The sequence below is a fragment of the Comamonas badia DSM 17552 genome (assembly GCF_000484635.1).
Lineage (GTDB): Bacteria > Pseudomonadota > Gammaproteobacteria > Burkholderiales > Burkholderiaceae_C > Comamonas_C > Comamonas_C badia.
The window spans coordinates 51,914-72,241 of sequence record NZ_AXVM01000007.1 but is presented as its reverse complement, the minus strand read 5'-3'; the positions used below and the strand labels follow the sequence as shown (position 1 = coordinate 72,241).

General features: G+C 66.1%; 25 protein-coding genes. 10 read left to right on the top strand and 15 right to left on the bottom strand.

Annotated features, from left to right (window positions below; translation table 11 throughout):
- The first annotated feature begins 6 nt into the window (after positions 1 to 6).
- The 6 genes from K320_RS0114865 to K320_RS0114840 all read left to right on the top strand — a co-directional run bounded on the left by K320_RS0114865 (position 7) and on the right by K320_RS0114840 (position 5,721).
- Positions 7 to 651, top strand: coding sequence for a 50S ribosomal protein L25/general stress protein Ctc (locus tag K320_RS0114865; RefSeq protein ID WP_024539619.1), 645 nt, complete (start codon positions 7 to 9; stop codon positions 649 to 651).
- A gap of 102 nt (positions 652 to 753) precedes the next feature.
- Entirely contained in the window at positions 754 to 1,329 is a 576-nt protein-coding gene (pth, locus tag K320_RS0114860) for an aminoacyl-tRNA hydrolase (RefSeq protein ID WP_024539618.1), read from the top strand.
- On the top strand, positions 1,326 to 2,729 hold the full coding sequence (locus K320_RS0114855) for an amidase (protein WP_024539617.1): 1,404 nt from the start codon (positions 1,326 to 1,328) through the stop codon (positions 2,727 to 2,729). Before pth ends, K320_RS0114855 begins: the two co-directional genes overlap by 4 nt.
- A gap of 128 nt (positions 2,730 to 2,857) precedes the next feature.
- Positions 2,858 to 3,427 (top strand): TRAP transporter small permease, encoded by a 570-nt coding sequence (locus K320_RS0114850; protein WP_024539616.1) that lies wholly within the window; start codon positions 2,858 to 2,860, stop codon positions 3,425 to 3,427.
- A complete protein-coding gene (locus tag K320_RS0114845) occupies positions 3,424 to 4,701 on the top strand; it encodes a TRAP transporter large permease (RefSeq protein ID WP_024539615.1) in 1,278 nt (425 codons plus the stop codon). Before K320_RS0114850 ends, K320_RS0114845 begins: the two co-directional genes overlap by 4 nt.
- Positions 4,702 to 4,737: 36 nt before the next feature.
- Entirely contained in the window at positions 4,738 to 5,721 is a 984-nt protein-coding gene (locus tag K320_RS0114840; protein ID WP_024539614.1) for a TRAP transporter substrate-binding protein, read from the top strand.
- 99 nt (positions 5,722 to 5,820) lie between these two features.
- On the opposite strand, the gene K320_RS0114835 is transcribed toward K320_RS0114840, so the two are convergent.
- On the bottom strand, positions 5,821 to 6,951 hold the full coding sequence (locus K320_RS0114835; protein ID WP_024539613.1) for a homogentisate 1,2-dioxygenase: 1,131 nt from the start codon (positions 6,949 to 6,951) through the stop codon (positions 5,821 to 5,823).
- A 79-nt stretch (positions 6,952 to 7,030) separates the two neighbouring features.
- Between K320_RS0114835 and K320_RS0114830 the strand changes: the two genes are divergently transcribed.
- On the top strand, positions 7,031 to 7,810 hold the full coding sequence (locus K320_RS0114830) for an IclR family transcriptional regulator (protein ID WP_024539612.1): 780 nt from the start codon (positions 7,031 to 7,033) through the stop codon (positions 7,808 to 7,810).
- Between the two features lie 23 nt (positions 7,811 to 7,833).
- Complete coding sequence (locus K320_RS0114825; RefSeq protein ID WP_024539611.1) at positions 7,834 to 8,460, top strand: hypothetical protein; 627 nt, start codon at positions 7,834 to 7,836, stop codon at positions 8,458 to 8,460.
- Here K320_RS0114825 and K320_RS0114820 read toward each other — a convergent pair.
- The 5 genes from K320_RS0114820 to nudB all read right to left on the bottom strand — a co-directional run bounded on the left by K320_RS0114820 (position 8,432) and on the right by nudB (position 12,564).
- Complete coding sequence (locus tag K320_RS0114820; RefSeq protein ID WP_024539610.1) at positions 8,432 to 9,265, bottom strand: DUF429 domain-containing protein; 834 nt, start codon at positions 9,263 to 9,265, stop codon at positions 8,432 to 8,434. The genes K320_RS0114825 and K320_RS0114820 overlap by 29 nt on opposite strands.
- 23 nt (positions 9,266 to 9,288) lie before the next feature.
- Positions 9,289 to 9,999, bottom strand: a complete 711-nt coding sequence (gene folE / locus K320_RS0114815) for a GTP cyclohydrolase I (protein WP_024539609.1) — start codon at positions 9,997 to 9,999, stop codon at positions 9,289 to 9,291.
- Between the two features lie 89 nt (positions 10,000 to 10,088).
- Complete coding sequence (clsB, locus tag K320_RS0114810) at positions 10,089 to 11,306, bottom strand: cardiolipin synthase ClsB (RefSeq protein ID WP_024539608.1); 1,218 nt, start codon at positions 11,304 to 11,306, stop codon at positions 10,089 to 10,091.
- A gap of 14 nt (positions 11,307 to 11,320) precedes the next feature.
- The gene (locus K320_RS0114805) at positions 11,321 to 12,112 is read right to left on the bottom strand and encodes an endonuclease/exonuclease/phosphatase family protein (RefSeq protein WP_024539607.1); all 792 of its coding nucleotides are present in this window, start codon (positions 12,110 to 12,112) and stop codon (positions 11,321 to 11,323) included.
- On the bottom strand, positions 12,109 to 12,564 hold the full coding sequence (gene nudB, locus K320_RS0114800) for a dihydroneopterin triphosphate diphosphatase (protein WP_024539606.1): 456 nt from the start codon (positions 12,562 to 12,564) through the stop codon (positions 12,109 to 12,111). The genes K320_RS0114805 and nudB overlap by 4 nt, the downstream gene beginning before the upstream one ends.
- Positions 12,565 to 12,623: 59 nt before the next feature.
- On the opposite strand from nudB, the gene K320_RS0114795 reads away from it, so the two are divergent.
- Together K320_RS0114795 and K320_RS0114790 are read left to right on the top strand one after the other, a co-directional pair.
- Positions 12,624 to 13,118, top strand: a complete 495-nt coding sequence (locus K320_RS0114795; RefSeq protein ID WP_024539605.1) for a dihydrofolate reductase — start codon at positions 12,624 to 12,626, stop codon at positions 13,116 to 13,118.
- Between the two features lie 132 nt (positions 13,119 to 13,250).
- The gene (locus K320_RS0114790) at positions 13,251 to 13,487 is read left to right on the top strand and encodes a hypothetical protein (protein ID WP_024539604.1); all 237 of its coding nucleotides are present in this window, start codon (positions 13,251 to 13,253) and stop codon (positions 13,485 to 13,487) included.
- Here K320_RS0114790 and K320_RS18455 read toward each other — a convergent pair.
- The 9 genes from K320_RS18455 to ccoN all read right to left on the bottom strand — a co-directional run bounded on the left by K320_RS18455 (position 13,484) and on the right by ccoN (position 20,312).
- Positions 13,484 to 13,891 carry a hypothetical protein gene (locus K320_RS18455; protein WP_051384951.1) on the bottom strand — a complete coding sequence of 136 codons (408 nt, stop codon included), beginning with the start codon at positions 13,889 to 13,891 and terminating at the stop codon, positions 13,484 to 13,486. The two genes, K320_RS0114790 and K320_RS18455, sit on opposite strands and share 4 nt — an antisense overlap.
- A 44-nt stretch (positions 13,892 to 13,935) precedes the next feature.
- Positions 13,936 to 14,970: a lipoyl synthase gene (lipA, locus tag K320_RS0114780; RefSeq protein ID WP_024539602.1), complete on the bottom strand. Its 1,035-nt coding sequence runs from the start codon at positions 14,968 to 14,970 to the stop codon at positions 13,936 to 13,938.
- A gap of 104 nt (positions 14,971 to 15,074) precedes the next feature.
- Positions 15,075 to 15,335, bottom strand: a complete 261-nt coding sequence (locus K320_RS0114775; protein WP_024539601.1) for a hypothetical protein — start codon at positions 15,333 to 15,335, stop codon at positions 15,075 to 15,077.
- A gap of 37 nt (positions 15,336 to 15,372) precedes the next feature.
- Positions 15,373 to 15,636, bottom strand: a complete 264-nt coding sequence (locus K320_RS18450) for a hypothetical protein (RefSeq protein ID WP_024539600.1) — start codon at positions 15,634 to 15,636, stop codon at positions 15,373 to 15,375.
- A gap of 4 nt (positions 15,637 to 15,640) precedes the next feature.
- Positions 15,641 to 17,029, bottom strand: coding sequence for a cytochrome c oxidase accessory protein CcoG (gene ccoG / locus K320_RS0114765; protein ID WP_051384950.1), 1,389 nt, complete (start codon positions 17,027 to 17,029; stop codon positions 15,641 to 15,643).
- Between the two features lie 64 nt (positions 17,030 to 17,093).
- On the bottom strand, positions 17,094 to 18,014 hold the full coding sequence (gene ccoP, locus K320_RS0114760) for a cytochrome-c oxidase, cbb3-type subunit III (protein WP_024539599.1): 921 nt from the start codon (positions 18,012 to 18,014) through the stop codon (positions 17,094 to 17,096).
- Positions 18,011 to 18,193, bottom strand: a complete 183-nt coding sequence (locus K320_RS0114755) for a cbb3-type cytochrome oxidase subunit 3 (protein WP_024539598.1) — start codon at positions 18,191 to 18,193, stop codon at positions 18,011 to 18,013. Before K320_RS0114755 ends, ccoP begins: the two co-directional genes overlap by 4 nt.
- A 19-nt stretch (positions 18,194 to 18,212) precedes the next feature.
- Entirely contained in the window at positions 18,213 to 18,830 is a 618-nt protein-coding gene (gene ccoO / locus K320_RS0114750; RefSeq protein WP_024539597.1) for a cytochrome-c oxidase, cbb3-type subunit II, read from the bottom strand.
- A gap of 42 nt (positions 18,831 to 18,872) precedes the next feature.
- Positions 18,873 to 20,312 carry a cytochrome-c oxidase, cbb3-type subunit I gene (ccoN, locus tag K320_RS0114745; protein ID WP_024539596.1) on the bottom strand — a complete coding sequence of 480 codons (1,440 nt, stop codon included), beginning with the start codon at positions 20,310 to 20,312 and terminating at the stop codon, positions 18,873 to 18,875.
- Positions 20,313 to 20,328: the final 16 nt, after the last annotated feature.

Genomic DNA, 20,328 nt, shown 5'->3' with positions numbered 1-20,328 from the left:
CATCCCATGAAATTCGTCGCTTTTGAGCGCAACACGCAAGGCACGGGTGCGAGCCGCCGTCTGCGCGTCACGGGCCGTGCACCCGGCATCGTCTACGGCGCGGGCAGCCAGCCGCAAATGATCGAGCTCGATCACAACGCGCTGTGGCACGCGATGCAGAAGGAAGCCTTTCACTCCTCCATCCTGGACATGGAAGTGGCGGGCCAAACCAGCAAGGTGCTGCTGCGCGATGTGCAATACCACCCCTACAAGCAGCAGATCCTGCACGTCGATTTCCAGCGCATCGACGACAAGACCCGGATCCACATGAAGGTGCCGCTGCATTTCGAGGGCCTGGAAAAATCCCCCGCCGTGGTCACCGAAGGCTGCACCGTCACGCCGCTGCTGCATGAACTGGACGTGGTCTGCATGCCCTCGCAGTTGCCCGAGCACATCAGCGTCGATCTGAGCGGTCTGACCTCCAAGTCGGTGCTCACGCTGCTGCAGGCCGTCAAGCTGCCAGCAGGCATCAAGGTGGCCATCCACGGCTCGAACAAAAACCCGTCCCTGGTTTCCATCAAGCTGCCGGACGTGATCCCCGACGAAGCGCCGGCCGAAGGTGCCGAGGCCCCCGCCGCCGCACCAGCCAAGCCCGCGGGCAAAAAGAAGTAATGCAATAGGGCAGACCCCTGCATGGCCCACCCCTGCGGTGGGTTTTTTTTGCCTGCGCGCCGCCACTGCGCACCATGGGCTGCACCGGGATAATCACCGGCCATGATCAGATTGTTTGTCGGCCTGGGAAACCCCGGGCCCGAATACGAAGCCACGCGCCACAACGTCGGCTTCTGGTGGGTGGACCAGCTCGCCCGCCAGCTCAAGCTGCACCTGATGCCCGAGCGCGGCTACTTCGGCCTCGTGGCCCGCGCCAATGTGCAGGGCAAGCCCGTCTGGCTGCTGCAGCCGCAGACCTTCATGAACACCTCGGGCAAATCGGTGGCGGCGCTGGCGCGCTTCTACAAGATCGCGCCCGAGGAAATCCTGGTGGTACACGACGAACTTGATTTTTCACCCGGGCAGGTGCGGCTCAAGCGCGGCGGCAGCCACGGCGGGCACAACGGCCTGCGCGACATTCACGCCCAGCTGGGCAGCAGCGACTACTGGCGGCTGCGCCTGGGCATAGGGCATCCGGGCACCAAGGCCGAGGTGATCCACTGGGTGCTGGGCCGCCCCGCGTCCGACGACCGCAGGCTGATTGAAGAGGCGATGGACCACGCACTCACGGCCCTGCCCGAACTGCTGGAAGGCGCGATGGACAAGGCCACCCAGCGCATCAATACGCCCGCGCGATGACGGCCATCCACGCGCTCGGCGCCGCCGAACTGCTGGCCGCCTACCGTGCGCGCGGCCTGTCGCCGGTCGAAGTGGCGCACGCGCTGCTGGCGCACATGGAACGCTGGGAGCCGCAGCTGCACGCCAGCTGGCTGCTGCGCCCGGAGCGCACGCTGGAGCAGGCCCGCGCGAGCGAATCGCGCTGGCTGCGCGGCGCGCCCTGCGGGCCGCTGGACGGCGTGCCGGTCACCCTCAAGGACAACATCGCCACCCTGGGCGACGCGACGCCGCTGGGCACGGCCGCCACGGCGCTCACACCCTCGCAGGTCAACGCGCCCCCGGCGCAGCGCCTGCGCGAAGCGGGCGCCGTGCTGCTGTGCAAGACGACGATGCCCGACTACGGCATGCTGTCTTCGGGCGTATCGAGCTTTCATCCGCTCACGCGCAACCCCTGGAACCTTGCCAAAGGCCCGGGCGGCTCCAGCGCCGGGGCGGGCGCCGCCGCGGCCGCCGGCTACGGCCCGCTGCACGTGGGCACCGACATCGGCGGCTCGATCCGGCTGCCGGCCGCCTGGTGCGGCGTGTTCGGCTTCAAACCCAGTCTGGGCCGGGTACCCATCGATCCGCCCTACACCGGCCGCGCGGCGGGGCCGATCACGCGCAGCGTGCAGGATGCGGCGCTGATGATGCAGGTGCTGGCGCGGCCCGATATACGCGACAGCATGAGCCTGCCGCCACAGCGGATCGCCTGGGAGCGGCACGCCGTCGGTCCGCAGCACCTGAAAGGGCTGCGCCTGGGCCTGTTGCCGGACGCTGGCTGCGGCCTGGCCGTGCAACCAGAAGTGCGTTCGGCGGTTGAAACTGCCGCCGCGCTGTGCGAGCAGGCGGGCGCCATCATCGTGCCCATGCGGCCATTCCTCACCCGCGCGATGCTCGACGGGATGGATCACTTCTGGCGCATGCGCTCGCTCATGGACTTGCGCCAGCTGCCGCCCGCGCAGCGGGACAAGGTGCTGCCCTTCATCCGCGCCTGGGCAGAAAGCGCGCAGGGCCTGAACGCCGAACAGATTTACCACGCCAGCCAGCAATTCCATGTGACGCGGGTGGCGACGGTATTGGCCTGCTCACAGGTGGACTATGTGCTCTCGCCCACCGCGCCCATCACCGCCTTCGATGCCGAGCTGCCATCGCCCACCAACGATCCACTGCGTCAGCTGGAGCACATTGCTTTCACCGTGCCCTGCAACATGTCCGAGCAGCCTGCCGCATCCCTCCCGTGCGGCATGACGCGCGACGGACTGCCCATCGGCCTGCAGATTGCCGGCCAGCGCTTCGACGATCTGGGCGTGCTGCAGGTGGCACGCGCCTTTGAGCAGCTGCGTGATCCGCTGCCAGCATGGCCAGCCCCGCCCCATACGTGAACCAGATGCATGAAATTTGACCAACCACAAAAAAACAAGGGTTTGGCTTTTCAAGCGGCGAGAAACGCGATTCAATCGCAGGCTTCCAAGGAGGCCTATGCGAAAAAACCCAAAAACAGGCGGCTGCCATGCTTGAGCGGCTGTCACGCGGCATCACGCGCAGCTTTGAAATCCTCATCGTGGCCTGCCTCGCCATCATGGGTATTCTGGTGTTCGGCAACGTGGTGCTGCGCTACGCGTTCAATTCGGGCATCGCCATTTCCGAAGAGCTCTCGCGGCTGCTCTTCGTCTGGCTGATCTTTCTGGGCGCGGTGCTGGCTTCGGCGCAGCGTATCCACATCGGGTTTGACACCCTGCAGCGGCGCGTGGGGCCACGCGCCCGGCGCGCATTGATCGTTTTCTCCGGCGTGCTGATCCTGATCGGCTGCGGCGTCTTCATCGTCGGCGGCTACAAACAGACGGTGATCAACCTGGGCAACACCTACCCGGTGCTCGGCATCTCCTACGCCTGGCTGTACGGCGTGGGGCTGGTGTTCGGCATCGCCCTCATCTTTCCGGTCTGCCACAACATCCTGCTGGCGCTGCGCGGCGATCTGGACGAGGTGACGCAGGACCTGGGCGACCGCATCGAAAAAGCCGCCGAACGCATCGAAGGCGAAGCGCACGCCGGCGACATGGCCACGGGGCGCAAGCCATGAGCGCAACCGTCTTCCTGGTCTCGCTGCTGGGCCTGATCGCGCTGGGCGTGCCGATCGCGTTCGCGCTGATGTTTGCGGGCATCGCGCTGATGCTGCTCACCGGGCAGTTCGACGCGCAGGTGGTGGTGCAGAACGCGGTGGCGGGCGCCGACAATTTCGTGCTGATGGCCGTGCCCTTCTTCATCCTCGCGGGCGAACTGATGAACGCCGGCGGGCTCTCCAAGCGCATCGTCGAGATGGCCAGCGCCTTCGTCGGCCACCTGCGCGGCGGCCTGGGCTATGTGGCGATCGGCGCGGGCATCATGCTCGCCAGCCTCTCGGGCTCGGCCGTGGCGGACACGGCGGCACTGGCCGCCATCCTGGTGCCGATGATGCGCCAAGCCGGCTACAACCCCGGGCGTGCCTGTGGCCTGATGGCGGCCAGCGGCATCATCGCGCCGGTGATTCCGCCCTCCATCGGCTTTCTGATCTTCGGCGTGACGGCCAATGTCTCGATCACGCGGCTGTTCCTCGCGGGCATCGTGCCGGGCGTATTGATGGGGGCGGTGCTGGTCATCGCCTGGTGGTTCGTGGCGCGCACGCAGAACGCCGCCGTCACCGCGCGCGCGCCCTGGGGGCTGCGCCTGCGCCTGCTCGGCCAGGGCGGCTGGGCGCTGATGATGCCGGTGATCATCATCGGCGGCCTGCGCTTCGGCATCTTCACGCCCACCGAATCGGCCGTGGTGGCCGCCGCCTACGCGCTGTTCGTGGGCCTGGTGGTGTACCGCGAGCTGAACTGGCACAGCATCTACGAGGCCCTGCTTTCCACCGCGCGCACCACCTCGGTGGTGCTGCTGCTGGCGGCGCTGGCGATGGTGGCCTCCTACATGATCACCATCACCGACATCTCGGGCCAGGTGGGCGGCTGGCTGGAAGGCCTGGTGCAATCGCCCATGCTGCTCGTCGCCGCGATGATGGTGGTGATCTTCTTCGCCGGCATGGTGCTCGACTTCATCCCCATCGTGCTGATCTTCACGCCGGTGTTCATGCCCATCGTCACCGTGGCCGGCATAGACCCGGTGTACTTCGGCGTGGTGTTCATCATGAACTGCTCGATCGGCATGATCACGCCGCCGGTGGGCGTGGTGCTCAACGTCGTCAGCTCCATCGGCAAGGTGACGATGGACGAGGCGGTGCGCGGCATCCTGCCCTTCCTGCTGGCCCTGGGCATATTGCTCGTGCTCCTGATTCTGTTCCCCGCACTGGTCACGGTGCCCGCCGAATGGTGGCGCTGACCACCACTCTTTCATCCACGATAGGAGAGACCCACCATGAAATTCAAGACTTCCCTGCTGCTGGGCCTGCTGGCCGCGGCACTCTCGGGCACCACGCTCGCCGCCGTCACCGGCAAGTTCGCCGTGACCCTGCCGGAAAAATCCCACCAGGGCCAGGGCGTGGCCAAGTTCGTCGAACTGGTCAAGGCCAAGAGCGGCGGCGAGATCGACATCAAGCCCTACTACGGCGGCGCGCTGGGCGACGACGTGAAGGTCACTTCCGCATTGCAGGGCGGCACCATCGAATTCACCGTGCCGCAGACCTCGACGCTCACCGGCATGGTCAAGCCCTATGAAATCCTCGATTTCCCCTTCCTGTTCGCCAACACCCAGGAAGCCGACAAGGTACTCGACGGCCCGATCGGCCAGAAACTCATGGACCTGCTGCCCGCGCATGGCCTGGTGGGCCTGGCGTACTGGGAGAACGGCTTTTTCAACGCCACCAACAGCAAGCACCCCATCGCCAAGGTGGAGGACTTCAAGGGGCTGAAATTCCGCTCCATCCAGGCCAGGATCACGCAGGAAACCATCAAGGCGCTGGGCGCCAACCCGGTGCCGCTGGCGGTGCCCGAGCTCTACACGGCGCTGGAGACACGCACCATCGACGGCCAGGGCACGCCCAACGCGGTGATCGCCGCGCTCAAACTGTACGAAGTGCAGAAGTACCTCTCGATCACCCAGCACACCTACGGCGCCTTCATTCCGCTGGCTTCCAAGAAGTTCTGGGACAAGCTCACGCCCGACCAGCAGAAGATCGTGAAGGACGCCGCCATCGAGGCCCGCGCGTTCCAGCGCCAGGTGGCGCGTGACCAGGCGGCCGGCGCGCAGAAGATGATGGCCGGCAAGGGCCTGAAGGTGAACGAAGTCACACCGGAAGAACGCGCCCGCATGCGCGCTGCGGTGCAGCCGGTGTGGGACATGTTCACGCCCGACGTGGGTGCCGATCTGGTCAAGCAGATTGAGGCTGAAATAAAGAAGTAATTGGCCTTTTGCGCATGCTGGGCAAGCGTGCGCAGCTAGCAAAACAAAAGCGCTGCAAGGTTCAAAACCTTGCAGCGCTTTTTGCTGTATCCGCCAGACTCACTCTTTCCAGGAGTCGATGTAGTTGGGCACCTTCACCGCGTCCACGTTGTCGAGCTCCAGCGGGTAGCGCGAATCGATCATCACCGCCACCTCGTCGGTGTACTTGCGCTCGCCCTTGTTGTTGGCCGCGGCGGCGGCGAAGGCCTTGGGATGCGGGCCGTGGTGAAAGCCCGAGGGGTGCAGCGTGAACATGCCGGGCTGGATGTTGTCGCGCGAGAAGAAGTTGCCCTGGTGGTAGAAGATGGACTCGTCGAACTCGTCGTTGTTGTGAAAGAACGGCACCTTCAGCGCACCGGGGTCGCTCTCGATGGGGCGCGGCGCGAAGGTGCAGACGATGATGGTGTTCGACAGGAAGGTGGCGTGCACCGTGGGCGGCAGGTGGTAGCGGTCCGACAGCAGTTCGCGGATGTCACGCCAGTTGAGCTTGACCGGCACACAGTCGCCATGCCAGCCCACCGCATCGAGGAAGTTGTAGGGGAAGGTGACGGTGGTCACCTCGCCACGGCGCTTGGCGCGCACCCGGCTTTCCTGCGTGTCGCTGTACTGGGCCTTGAAGGCGTCGTCGATCTTGGGCGTATCGAGCGTTGCCTGATCGAACTGCGCGTGGTGGCCCAGGATGCCGCGCTCGGGCAGCATGAAGAAGTCCTCGGTGGCTTCAATGGTCAGCACCTCGTTGCGCACCTGGGTCTCCAGCCGCCAGGAGGTGCCGCGCGGGATGTTGATGTAGTCGCCCTCGCGGTAGGTCATGTGGCCGTAGTCGCAATAGAAATCACCCTCGCCCTTGTGGAAGAACAGGATCATGTCGCCGTCGCCGTTGCGCGCCAGGTCGGGCATGGAGGCGCCGAACTTCCAGAAGTGCACCTGCGTCTGGCCGTTGTGCATGAAGCGGCGTGCCTTCCAGGGGCAGGGGGCGCTGTCTTCGAGCTTGTTCAGGTCGAGCAGGGTCAGCTCCAGCGGCCCTTCCCACTTGGTCCAGCCCGTCGGCTTGTGCTTGTGCAGGATGTGGCTGGCGGGCCCGAAGAAGCCGTTGCGGCCGTGTTCGCGCTCATAAAGCCCGTCGGGGATGTCGCAATGCGCCTGACGGCTGTGCACGCCTTCGCGCAGGGGAAAACTGATGTACTTCTTCATGCCTTTGCTCCAATGTTACTATTAAGTTAACAACGTTATGATTAACACAACGAACGGAATTTAGGGCATACTTCTTGACATGTCAAGCGTTGACCGCACCAGCAAGCAGGGCTCCCTCGCCGCCGAAAGCACGCAGACCGCCGCCACCGGCCCCGTGGGCATACAGTCGCTGGAGGTCGGCTTGGCGCTGTTTGATCTGCTCGCCACGCAAGCCCAGGGCTGCGGCCTGTCCGCGCTGGCGCGCCAGGCGGGCATGCACCGGGCCAAGGCCTACCGCTACCTCGTCAGCCTGATGCGCGCCGGCTGGGTGCAGCAGGATGCGCAAAACGGCCTGTACGAGCTGGGCCCGGCCGTGCGCGGGCTGGCGCTGGCCTGGATGAGCCGCCAGGACTGGCTGGAACTGGCCGCAGCCGAGGCACATAGCCTGGCGCAATCGCTGGGCAACACCTGCCTGGTGGCCGTGCAGGCCGAGGCCGGGGTGACCGCGATACGCGTCTGCCAGCCGGGGCAAGGGGTTTCGGTGGGCGTGGCACAGGGCGCGCTCTTTGATCCGCACACCTCGGCCACCGGCAGGGTGTTTGCCACCTGGTCGGATCCACCCTCCAAGGCCATTCCCGCGGCACTTCGCGCGAGCATCCGTGAACAGGGCGTCGCCGTGGTCGACGGCGAACACGCGCCGGGCATCAATGCCATCGCGGCGCCGGTGTTCGACGTGCACGGCCATCTGCTGCTGGCACTCACCCTCGTGGGTCCGCAGGCTTCGCTGCAGGCCGATGCGCAGGGCGAAGCGGCGCTCGCTTTGCAGGACGCCTGCGGGCGCATCTCGGCGGCGCTGGGCTGGCAGCCGGCAGCCGAGTGACGGCAAGGCACAATCGCCAGCACATGTCACCCAACACCTTGCTTGAGCTGTTCTTCGCTGCAGGACTGCTGTATTTCGTCAACTACCGCCAGCAGCGCCAGCGCATCGCCCTGCTGGCCCGGGCGCTGCAGCCCTACCAGATCGAGCGCCTGATGCAGACGCTGATCCAGGGCTATCTGCGCGCCATGGGTGAAGCCGGCGACGAACGGCGCATGCAGGTGCTCGGCACGCTGCAGGGCAGCGAGGAGCAGCTGGGCACGCAGGTGCAGCGCCTTGCCGCCGATTTTCAGAAAACGCCCGAGGCTCTCGCGCGTACCAGCCGCCTGCCCATCTCGCTGCCCTGGGCCACGCAATGGCTGGCATCCGCCAGCTTTGATCTGCGCCGCGCCTTCGCCATCCATGCGGAAGGCATCGCCCGCGCCATGGCCGATGCCGCGGCCAGCCCGCGCGACCGCGCCTTTGCCGTGACCGCCGAGCTGCTGCTGTTTCAGCACAGCTGCCACTGGTTCTGCAAGTCGCGCACCGTCGCTTCCGCGCGGCTGATGGCGCGCCAGCACACGCCGTGGACGCAGGTCATCGCCTCCGTCACGCCGCAAACGCGCAGCGCCTACCTCGCGCTGATCAACGGGCAGCGCTCTCCGGGGCGGTGACGATCCAGCCCTCCAGCGGATCCAACCGCTTCGGCAGGCCATAGCGCATATCGCCCGCGGCATGCGCGCGCTCGGCCCAGGCAGCCTGCATCAGGCAGAGGACGGCGTCGAGCCGGTCGCCGCTGGCGTCCCGCGCCAGCAACGCACGCTGATCGGCAGCCACCACCAGACGCAGCCCCAGCCGGGGCGCGCCCCGCTGCAACACTTCCAGCATCTGCCGCCGCGCGGCAAGCCGCTCAGGGGTCTGGCGCTTCGGCTCATCGCTCTTGTAGCTCGCGCGGCCAATGCATGCGCGCGCCAGCAGGCCCGGATAGCCCTCCAGCGCCACGCGGCGCCGGTCACCATCGTGCAGGCCCGGCAGGTGCACGCCCGCTGCGATCAGGGGCGGTACCCCGGCATGCAGCATGAACGCCACGGGCGGGTTGACCCATTTCATCGAGGGGCTGGAGCCCGCAGGGCCATCGGTGGCGCGGTGCGCGAACTTGCCGCCCGCGGGGCGCGCGGCGCAGAACGCGGCGAAGCACTCGCGTATCTCCACGCGGGAGCGGCTGGCGTAATGCCGCATGCAGGCCAGCCAGTCGGTGGGCCAGCCCAGGTGCTGCACCAGCTCGCGCGGCAGGCCGAAGGGCAAATCCAGAGCGGCGATCCAGTCGCCCGGTTCGGCCAACCACGCGGCAAACGCATCCAGGCTTTCAAAGCAGCGCAGGCTCTGCAATTGCACAAGATCGCCGTCGCGCGCACCGCAGGCCATCACGATGGACTTGCGCCGCGTGGGGCGGCTGGTGAAATCCACGCCAACCAGCATGGACAGCGCCGTCTGCTGCGGATTTATGGCCTGCCGGGAATCAGCGCGAGGAATTCGCGGCGCAGCGACGCATCCGTGAGGAAGGCGCCGCGCATGATGGAGTTGACCATCTTGCTGTCCATCTCGCGCACGCCGCGCCAGGACATGCAGAAGTGGCTGGCTTCCATCACCACCGCCAGGCCGTCGGGCCGGGTCTTTTCCATGATGAGGTCGGCCAGCTGCACGATGGCCTCTTCCTGGATCTGGGGCCGCCCCATCACCCAGTCCACCAGGCGCGCGTACTTCGAGAGGCCGATCACGTTGGTGTGCTCATTGGGCATCACACCGACCCAGATCTTGCCGATCACCGGGCAGAAATGGTGGCTGCAGGCGCTGCGCACGGTGATCGGGCCGACGATCATCAGCTCGTTCAGGCGCGCGGCGTTGGGGAATTCGGTCACCGGCGGCTGCGCCACGTAACGGCCGCGGAACACCTCGTTCACATACATCTTGGCGATGCGCCGCGCGGTGTTGCGGGTGTTGTGGTCGTTGGCGGTGTCGATGACCAGGCTGTCGAGCACCGTTTGCATCTTCGTCTCGACCTCGTCGAGCAGCCCTTCCAGCTCTCCGGGTTCGAGAAAGCCGGCGATGTTGTCGTTGGCCAGAAACGGCTGGCCGGCGGCCTTGAGGCGCTCGCGGATCTTGATCGAGAGAGGCACGCCTTCGAAGGGCACGGGGCTGGATGGTTCGCTCATGCGTCGATCCTACCAGTGAATTTCGAATGCGGGAATTTGAATGATTTCGGCGTTTTTCGCTTATCTGACAAGCGCCATCAGCTATGGATTCAGTAGTTTTTCCCTGTCAGCCAGAGTGCCGTCCGCATCACGGTCCAGGCCACGCGATCGAGCAGCCGTTCACGCCAGGGACGGCTGGCGTAGGTGCGCGGGTCCAGCGCTCCGCTGCCCTGCGCGATGGCCGCCATCAGGCGCGAGCGCAGCTGCTGCGCAAAACCGGCATCGCGCACCATCACGTTGGCCTCGCGCGCCAGCAGCAGGCTCAGCGGATCGAGATTGCTCGAACCCACCGTCGCCCAGGGGCGTGCGCCGTCGGCATCGATGACGGCCACCTTGGCATGCAGAAAGCTCGATGCGTATTCATGGATTTCCACCCCTGCCGCCAGCAGCGCGCCATAGACGGGACGCGCGGCGTGGTACTGCATGAAATATTCATAGCGCCCCTGCACCAGCAGCCGCACGCGCACGCCGCGCCGCGCGGCCAGGACGAGCGCGCGGCGCAGCTTGCCGCCGGGAATGAAGTAGGCGTTGGCGATGATGATTTCCTTGCGCGCCTGCGCAATCGCGCGGCGGTAGGAGCGTTCGATGCGGGTGCGAAAGCGCAGGTTGTCGCGCAGCAGCAGCGCCGCCACCATGCCGCGCCCGCCAACCGTGCGCCGGGGCGCGCGCTGCAGCAGGCGCACCGCGCGCCAGTCCGCAAGCGCCTGCGCAAGGCGCCGCTGGCGCATGTCGTGCATGGCCAGCAGGCGCAGCCAGAACCGTTCCATCACCGTGCTGGCAAAAGCCACCAGCGTGCCCCGCACGCGCACCGCAAAATCCAGGCGCGGCGCGGCAAGGCGCCCCCAGTTGGGGTCTTCGTAATCGCCCAGCACGTTGATGCCGCCGCAGAACAGCACGCTGCCATCCACCACGCAGAGCTTGCGGTGCAGCCGCCGCCAGCGCCGCGGCAAGAGCAGCCCCAGGCGCCCCAGCGGCGAATACACCTGCAGCTGCGCGCCCGCCTGGACGAGGCGCGAACCCCAAGGCTCGGCCACCTGCCCGGTGCCGGCGCCATCGACCACCAGATGCACCCGCACGCCGCGCCGCGCCGCGCGCTCCAGCGCCCGCGCCACCTCGGCGCCATCGCCCGCCACATCAAAGATGTAGGTTTCGAACTGCACGTCCGAGCGCGCGCCGTCGATCTCGGCAATCAGTGCCGGAAACAGCTCTTGCGCGCCCTGCAGCAGCCGTATCTGGTGATCCGAACCGGCGTAGGGCGGCAGCGGCATGCGGATTCAATCGTTCAGAGCCGGAATTCCGCGATCAGCGGCAGGTGGTCGGACATGCGCCACCAGATGCGCCCGCGCGGCACCGTCAGCGAGACCGGCAGCAGCCCGCGCGCATAGACATGGTCCAGCCGCGCGATCGGCAGGCGCGAAGGGTAGGTGTGCAGGCTGCTGGCATGGTCAAACTCCAGCAGCCCGAAGCCCGCGAGCATCTGCGCCAGCTGGTTGCCCCAGTCGTTGAAATCACCCGCCACCACCAGCGGCGCATCATCGGGCACCTTGCGCCGGATGTAGCCCTGCAATTGCGCCACCTGGCGGATGCGGCTGCCCGGCACCAGCCCCAGGTGGACCACGATGGCATGCACCAGGCGGCCCGCCACCTTGAGCTGCACATGCAGCAGGCCGCGCTGCTCGAAGCGGTGGTCGGACATGTCTTCATGGCTGCTGGCCAGCACCGGCCAGCGCGTGAGCAGCGCATTGCCATGTTCGCCGTCGCGCGTGTAGGCGTTGGTGCGGTAGACGGCTTCGTAGCCTTCGGGCGCCAGGTATTGCGCCTGCGGCACCTGCGGCCAGCGATCGAAGTAGGCGGCCTCGCGCCGGTTGCTGGCGCGCACCTCCTGCAGGCAGACGATGTCGGCATCGAGCTGCTCTATCGCCAGCCCCAGGTTGTGGATCTCCAGCCGCCGCGCCGGACCCAGGCCCTGCACGCCCTTGTGGATGTTGTAGGTGGCCACGCGCAGGATGCCGCCGGGCAGAGCGGGCAGCTCCGACGGCGCAAAATCGGTTTCGGACAAGAGTTCTGCAGTCATGCAAGCGATTCAAAACGCGGCAGCCAGAGGATGGCCTCGGCATTGGAGGGAGAGAAACAGCGGTCCGCCGCCTCGCGCCACGGCAGCCATGCATATGCCGTGTGTTCGCGCGGATTCAAGGTCACCGGCGTCGCCGCCGGAACGCGCAGACCCAGCACATGCTCGGTGTTCATCACCACGCCCGGCGCGTAGCGGTGGCGCCATTGGGGGTAGATGCTGTAGACGTTCTCCATGCCCCAATCGATGAGGCTGCAGCCCGGCGCCGCGGCGTCGATACCGGTTTCCTCCCTCACCTCGCGCAGCGCCGTCTCGCGCCAGCTCTCCTGCTCGCTGTCCTTGCTGCCGGTGACGGATTGCCAGAAGTCCTCGCGCGCATCGGCACGGCGGATCAGCAGCACCTGCAGATCCGCCGCATGGATGACGACGAGGACGGAAAGCGGAATCTTGAACATGGACAGGCGCTATCGTAGGCTGCCGCTATATTCCTGCCACCACCCGCCGCACAAACCCCATGGAAATCGCCCTGATCTACGCACGCGCCGCCAATGGCGTCATCGGCCGAGGCGGCCGCATGCCCTGGCATCTACCCGAGGATCTGGCGCATTTCAAGGCACTGACACAGGGCCAGCCGGTGATCATGGGCCGCAAGACCTGGGATTCGCTCCCGCCGCGCTTCCGCCCGCTGCCGGGGCGCCTGAACATCGTCATCACGCGCCAGCCCGATTGGAATCAAAACGGCGCTCAGCGCGCTTCTGGCTTGCGTGAAGCGCTATCAACGGCGGAGCAATCAGGCACCGCAACCGCCTGGGTCATCGGCGGCGCGCAGGTCTTTGCCGAGGCACTACCCCTGGCCGCGCGCGCCGAGGTGACGGAAATCGCGCAGGATTTCGAGGGCGACACCTGGGCGCCCGCGCTCGGCGGCGAATGGCGGCTCACCGCGCACAGCGACCACGTCAGCAGCCAGGGCCCGAGCCTGCGTTTTGCGCGCTACGAGCGATTGGCGTAATTCCAACTCCATATCATTCGAGTACGCGAAGGCGAAGCGAAGACAGTGCTGTAGCACGGCGAGCGAAGCCGACGAAGTAATCGATGGATCTGGAAATGGAATAAGGTCTGCCCGTTTCAAGGATTTCATTGCATGCGCGATTTTCTCGACACCGAAGGGCGGCACTGGCAAGCCGCGCCGCTGTCCGCCTCCTACGGGCAGATGCTGCTGGTCTTCAGCGCGCTGGAGGGCGACGCCATCCTGCACCAGCAGATGGCCGCCGACACGCTGGCGCAGGCGGAGGAAGAGCTCGCCCAACTGGACGATGGTGCGCTGCGCGCCTTGCTGCAGCAGGCCCAGCCCTGGGACTATGGCGCCAAGAAGCTCTAGCGGCGAAGCACGGCAAGCGCCACGCCTGTCAGCGAACTGAGCAGCAGAAAGAGCGCAAACAGCCGGTAGGCCCACAGACGCTTGCCACTGGGCGCGCGGCGGGTGGATCGCACCAGCCACAGCAGCGCCGCCGCGTAGGCCAAGGTACCCACCAACACCCATCCAGAGCGCTCGCCCAGCCGGCCGCCAATCACGCCCAGATGCCCCAGGTTGAGCAGCACCCACTGGCCCCAGAGCACACCGGCTGACGGTGCAGTGGGCGCCAGCACCGCCTGACCCGCACCCAGCAGGTATTGGGCAACGCCCACCACCAGCACCAGATAGGCCACCAGCCAAACGAGGCCCTGCGTGGGCCGGTGCGCAATGGCAGCCGCCAGGCCGCCGCCGCCCACAACGGCAGCCAAGCCCAGTACGGAAAAAGGTGCTACCCTGGAAGGCGCGTCTGGCATCAGCAGCGCATCGCGTTGGCGGCGGAATTGCGCAGGCTCTCCAGCACGCTTTCGTCCAGCCCCACGTTGTTGTGCTCCAGCACACGCTCGGCGCGGTAGCTGGAGCGCACGAACGGCCCCGCCACCACCTCGACGAAGCCCTTGGCCAGCGCCATCTCGCGGTACTGCGCGAACTGCTCCGGCGACACATAGCGCTGCACCGGCAGGTGGTGCTGCGTCGGCCGCATGTACTGCCCCATGGTGACCACATCGACGTTGGCGGCACGGATATCGTCCAGCGCTTCATCAATCTCCGCGTCCGTCTCGCCCAGGCCCAGCATCAGGCTGGTCTTGGAGATGGTCTGCGGCGCGTAGCCCTTGGCGAACTTCAGCACGTCCAGCGTCTGCTCGTAGCCCGCACGCGGATCGCGCACCGGGTGCGTCAGGCGCCGCACGGTCTCCAGATTCTGCGCATAGGTGGCCAGGCCGGCATCGAGCACCTGGGCCACCAGATCGTGCCGGCCCTGGAAGTCGGGCGTCAGCGCCTCCACCGCGGTATCGGGCATGCGCTTGTGGATCTCGCGGATGCAGGCAGCGTAATGCCCGGCGCCCAGGTCTTTCAAGTCGTCCCGATCGACCGAGGTCAGCACGACGTACTTCAGGTCCATCAGCGCCACCGCGTCGGCCACGTTCACCGGCTCCAGCGGATCGAGCCAGCCGTTGGGGTTGCCGGTGCTGACCGAACAGAACTTGCAGGCCCGCGTGCACACCGAGCCCATGAGCATCAGCGTTGCCGTGCCGCGCCCCCAGCATTCGGCGATGTTGGGGCACTTGGATTCCGCGCAGACCGTGGAGAGCTTGTGCGAATCGACAATCTCCTTGATCTGCTGGTATTTGGCCCCGTTGGGCAGCTTGATGCGCAGCCAGTCGGGCTTGCGCTCGGCGTTGGGAACGGCCGTCAGGCCGCTGGGCTTGACGCCATCCTTGACGGCGCGCGTGCCCTGGCGGCTGGTGAACTTGGTGCCGGAAGCCGGGCGGGCTGCGGGTGCTTGCATGGGGAAAACCTGATGGGCAGGCCTTGCCTGCAGCGTGAAAGAACCGCTGATTTTATCGGCGCACCCTCAACCACATGCCTGGCAGTGCCGAAGCGGCCGGCGCCTCATGCGCGCTCTTCGTGGTGCAGGCCTCGGTTGACATCCCTCCCCGGGTTGGCCAGCTGCAAGGTGATGGCGCTGCAGACCATGAACATGCACCAGAAGATCAGAAAGGTGATGGAATACACCGTATTGCGCGACCAGTCCACCTGCTCGCCCAGCAGCGCCAGCGACTCAGGGTCGAGCACGGCAAAAACCATCATCTCCAGCGCCGCGGCCACCATGAAGGCGGGCCACACGATCACCATCCATTTCTTGCCTGCCATCCTGCCTCCTGTTCTTTGTCGATGACGGAGCGGGACTTCAGTCCCCTCCTGCGCCCAGCGTTTTCGCATTGCGGCTGGACGTCCGGTTGCGCGCCTGCATGGCGGGCTCCAGCGCCCCGCCCTGATCCGCCTGCGGTGCCGGTGCCGCCACGGGCGCATGGGGCTGCTGCAGCGCCAGCCAGACCGTCACCACGCCACCTGCAACCATCGCCAGCGTCAGTCCGATGATGAGCCACAGATAGCCCGAGCGCCACCACGGCATGGGGCGCGGCGCGGGCGACGGCTCCGGGTGGGTGCTCATGGCCTCACCGCGGCACGATGAACGCGGATTTTTCCCGCACGCTGCCCACGCCCTCCGCACTCACCACGAACGCAATCCGGTGCGATCCGGGCGACGCCTCGCCATGGGGCAGGCGCAACTGCACCGGCACGGAGGCGGACTGCTCTGGCCCTATGGTCACCGCCGTGCGCGTGCCTTCGGCCAGTGCCAGGTGCGGCAGGCCCTCGACCGCCAGCACAAAGGTCTGCTCCCGCTCGGTCGCGTTCATCACGTGGATGCGGTAGACGTTCTCGATTTCGCCGCCCTTGACCAGGCGCGCCATCGTCGCGCGGTCGCGCAGGATATCCACCTTGAACGGCGTGCGCAGCCACAGGCTGGTCGCCAGCGCCACGCTGGCCAGCAGCAGCACGGTGGCGTAGATCAGCACGCGCGGGCGCTTCACGCGCTGCACGATTTCCTTCTTGCCCCAATCCTTCTCGATGGCGGCTTCGGTGGAATAGCGGATCAGCCCGCGCGGGTAGCCCATCATGTCCATCACGTCGTCGCAGGCGTCTATGCAGGCGGCGCAGCTGATGCACTCGTACTGCAGGCCATCGCGAATGTCGATGCCGGTGGGGCAGACCTGCACGCACATGGTGCAATCGATGCAGTCGCCCAGGCCGTCGGCCTTGTAGTCGGCCTTCTTGGAGCGCTTGCCGCGCGGCTCGCCGCGCTTGGCGACGTAGGTGACGATGAGCGTGTCGCGGTCGAACATCGCGCCCTGAAAGCGCGCGTACGGGCACATGTACTTGCAGACCTGCTCGCGCATGAAACCGGCATTGCCCCAGGTGGCAAAGCCGTAGAACAGAATCCAGAACAGCGCCCACGGTCCAACGGAGAACGCCAGCACCTGAAGCGCCAGCTCGCGGATCGGCGTGAAGTAGCCCACGAAGGTAAAGCCCGTCCACAGGCCGATCACGAGCCAGACCAGGTGCTTGCCGCCCTTGCGCCAGAACTTGTTCCAGGAAAGCGGCGCGCCATCCAGACGCATGCGCTGCGCGCGGTTGCCCTCGAATTTTTCTTCCACCCACAGGAAGATCTCGGTATAGACCGTCTGCGGACAGGCGTAGCCGCACCACTGGCGCCCCGCCACCGCCGTGAACAGGAACAGCAGCAGCGCCGAGATGATGAGCAGCGCCGCGAGGTAGAACACATCCTGCGGGTAGAGCACCAGGCCGAAGATGTAAAAGCGCCGCGCGTCGATGTCGAACAGCATCGCCTGGCGTCCGCCCCACTGCAGCCACGGCATGCCATAGAAGAAAAGCTGCGTGGCAAACACGAAGAACCAGCGCCAGCGGGTGTAGAACCCCTTGGCGCTGCGCGGGTAGATCTTGGAGTGCCCGGGAACCGGTACCGCGTTGCCGGCGCCAGCCATACGAATCAGGCAGAGCGCCGGTGCAGCACGCACCGGCGTTCAGTGAGAGGGATCGGCAGGTGCGTCACTGCGCAGCCGCAGGCTGGCCGCCGCCCAGCCCCCAGACATAGGCCGTGAGCACGCGCAGCTGCTCGGGAGAGAATTTCTCCTTCCAGGCCGGCATCTGCGCCATCTTGCCGTGGTCGATCATCGCCACCACATGGTCCACGTTGTCCGGGCCATGGGCAAAGACGCCGTCGGTCAGGTCGGGCGCACCCAGCGCGGGATTGCCCTTGCCCGCCTCGCCATGGCAGGCGGCACAGACGATGAATTTCTCCTTGCCCTTGTCCGCCAGCGCCGCATCGTGCTTGCCGCCCGAGAGGCTGATGACGTAGTTGGCCAGCGCGCGCACCTCGTCGGGCGTGCCCACGGCCGCGGCCATGGGCGGCATCACGCCGGTGCGGCCGTCAGAGATGGTCTGCAGCACAGCGTCCGGACTGCCGCCCCAGTTCCAATGGGCATCCACCAGATTGGGAAAGCCCATGCTGCCGCGCGCATCGCTGCCGTGGCACTGCGCGCAGTTGTTCATGAACAGCCGATCGCCGATCGCGCGGGCATTGGCGTCCTTGGCCAGCTGCTCGATGCTCTGGTTGGCGAAAGCCGCGTAGATCGGTGCGATCCGCGCCTCATATTGCTGCTGCTCCCGCGCATGCTGGCCATCCTGCGTCCAGCCCAGCACACCCTTGAAGGCACCCAGCCCCGGATACAGCGCCAGATAGAGCAGCGAGAAGATGCAGCTGATGCCGAACATCATCACCCACCAGCGCGGCAACGGGTTGTTCCTCTCGGTCAGGTCGCCATCCCAGACATGGCCGGTGGATTCGCCCTGCTTGACCTCGGCATTCATCCGGAAGGTCCACCACAGCAGCGCGGCGCAGGCCAACACGCCCAGCAGCGTGATGCCGGCCACGTACAGAGACCAGAAACTGCTCGTGAAATCGCTCATATCTTGCCTTCCCCCGCAGCCACCGCGCTGCGGGCAGCGCCTTCATCGTCCAGCAGCGGCAGCCGCGCCGCTTCGTCAAACCCCGGGCGATTGCGCGCCGACCAGGCCCAGAACGCGATCACGACAAAAGTCACGAACGCGAGCACCGTATACAGGCCGTGCATCCATTCCACATCCATGGTGTTCTCCTGCGTTCGGTTATTTGCGATGGATGCCCAGCACCTGCAGGTAGGCGATCAACGCCTCCAGCTCGGTCTTGCCTTCGACCTCGGCGGGTGCCTTGGCGATTTCGTCATCGGTGTACGGCACGCCCAAGGTGCGCAGGCCGCGCATGTGCGCCTGGATGGTCTGGCTGTCGGCCGCCGTCCTGGTCAGCCAGGGATAGGCCGGCATGTTGGATTCGGGCACCACCGCGCGCGGGTTGTTCAGGTGCACCGCGTGCCAGTCGTCGCTGTAGCGGCCGCCCACGCGCGCCAGATCAGGACCGGTGCGCTTGCTGCCCCACAGGTGCGGGTAGTCGTAGACGAATTCACCCGCCACCGAGACCGGCCCGTAACGCAGCGACTCATGCTGCAGCGAGCGGATCATCTGCGAGTGGCAGTTGTTGCAGCCTTCGCGGATGTAGATATCGCGCCCCACCACCTGCAGCGCCGCATAGGGCTTGAGGCCCTCGATGGGCTGCGTGGTCGATTTCTGGAAGAACAGCGGAACGATTTCCACCAGACCACCGATCGCGATGACCAGCAGCACCAGCACGATCATCAGGAAATTGTTGGTTTCGATGCGGCCGTGGCCGCGAATTTCTTCTTGCGCCATGTCTTGGGTTCTCTTTCGTCAGGCAGGCTTTTCAGGCAAGGTTCAGGCGGCAGCCACCAGGGGCGGCACGGTCACCACCGGCGCACGCCCGGCGTTCATGGTCTTGAACGTGTTCCAGAGCATCACCACCATGCCGCTCAGGTACAGCAGACCGCCCAGGAAGCGCACCGCATAGAACGGATAGGTGGCCTTCACGCTCTCGACGAAGGCGTAGGTGAGCGTGCCATCCTCGTTGACCGCACGCCACATCAGACCCTGCATCACGCCCGCGATCCACATCGAGGCCACGTAGAGCACGATGCCCAGCGTGGAAATCCAGAAGTGCAGGTCGATGGCACGCGTGGAATACATGCTGGTGCGGCCGTACAGGCGCGGAATCAGCCAGTAGAGCGAACCCATGGTGATGAAGCCGACCCAGCCCAGCGCGCCGGAATGCACGTGGCCCACGGTCCAGTCGGTGTAGTGGGACAGCGCGTTCATGGTCTTGATCGAGAGCAGCGAGCCCTCGAAGGTGGACATGCCGTAGAACGACAGCGAGACGATCAGGAAACGGATCACCGGATCGGTGCGCAGCTTGTGCCAGGCGCCCGAGAGCGTCATGATGCCGTTGATCATGCCGCCCCAGCTCGGCGCCAGCAGGATGATGGAGAACACCATGCCGACCGACTGCGTCCAGTCCGGCAGAGCGGTGTAGTGCAGGTGGTGCGGGCCCGCCCACATATAGGTGAAGATCAGCGCCCAGAAATGCACGATGGACAGGCGGTAGCTGTAGATCGGGCGCTCGGCCGCCTTGGGAATGAAGTAATACATCATCCCCAGGAAGCCGGTGGTGAGCAGAAAGCCCACCGCGTTGTGGCCGTACCACCACTGCACCATCGCATCCTGCACCCCGGCGTAGGCCGAGTAGGACTTGAACGCGCCCACGGGCAGTTCGATGTTGTTGCCGATGTGCAGCAGCGCGATGGCGATGATGAACGCGCCGTAGAACCAGTTGGCCACGTAGATGTGGCTCATCTTGCGCTTGGAGACCGTGCCGAAGAACACGATGGCGTAGGCCACCCAGACGACGGTGATGAGCAGATCGATGGGCCATTCCAGCTCGGCGTATTCCTTGGAAGAGGTGAGGCCCATGGGCAGCGTGATGACCGCACCCACCAGCGCCAGCTGCCAGCCCCAGAACACGAAGCCCGCGAGGCCATCGCCCCCGAACAGCCGTGCCTGCGAGGTGCGCTGCACCACGTAGAGCGAGGTGCCGATCAGGCCCGAGCACGCAAAGGCGAAGATCACGCCGTTGGTGTGCAGCGGCCGCAGGCGGCCGTAGCTGAGCCAGGAAATGCCCAGATTGAGCTCGGGCCAGGTGAGTTGCGCGGCGGCGATCACGCCGACCAGCATGCCGATCACCCCCCAGACCACGGTCATGACCGCGAATTGGCGGACAACCTTGTCGTTGTAGGTCGGCATCGATTGGCTCGCTGTAGTCATCTAAGGGTTTCCTCTA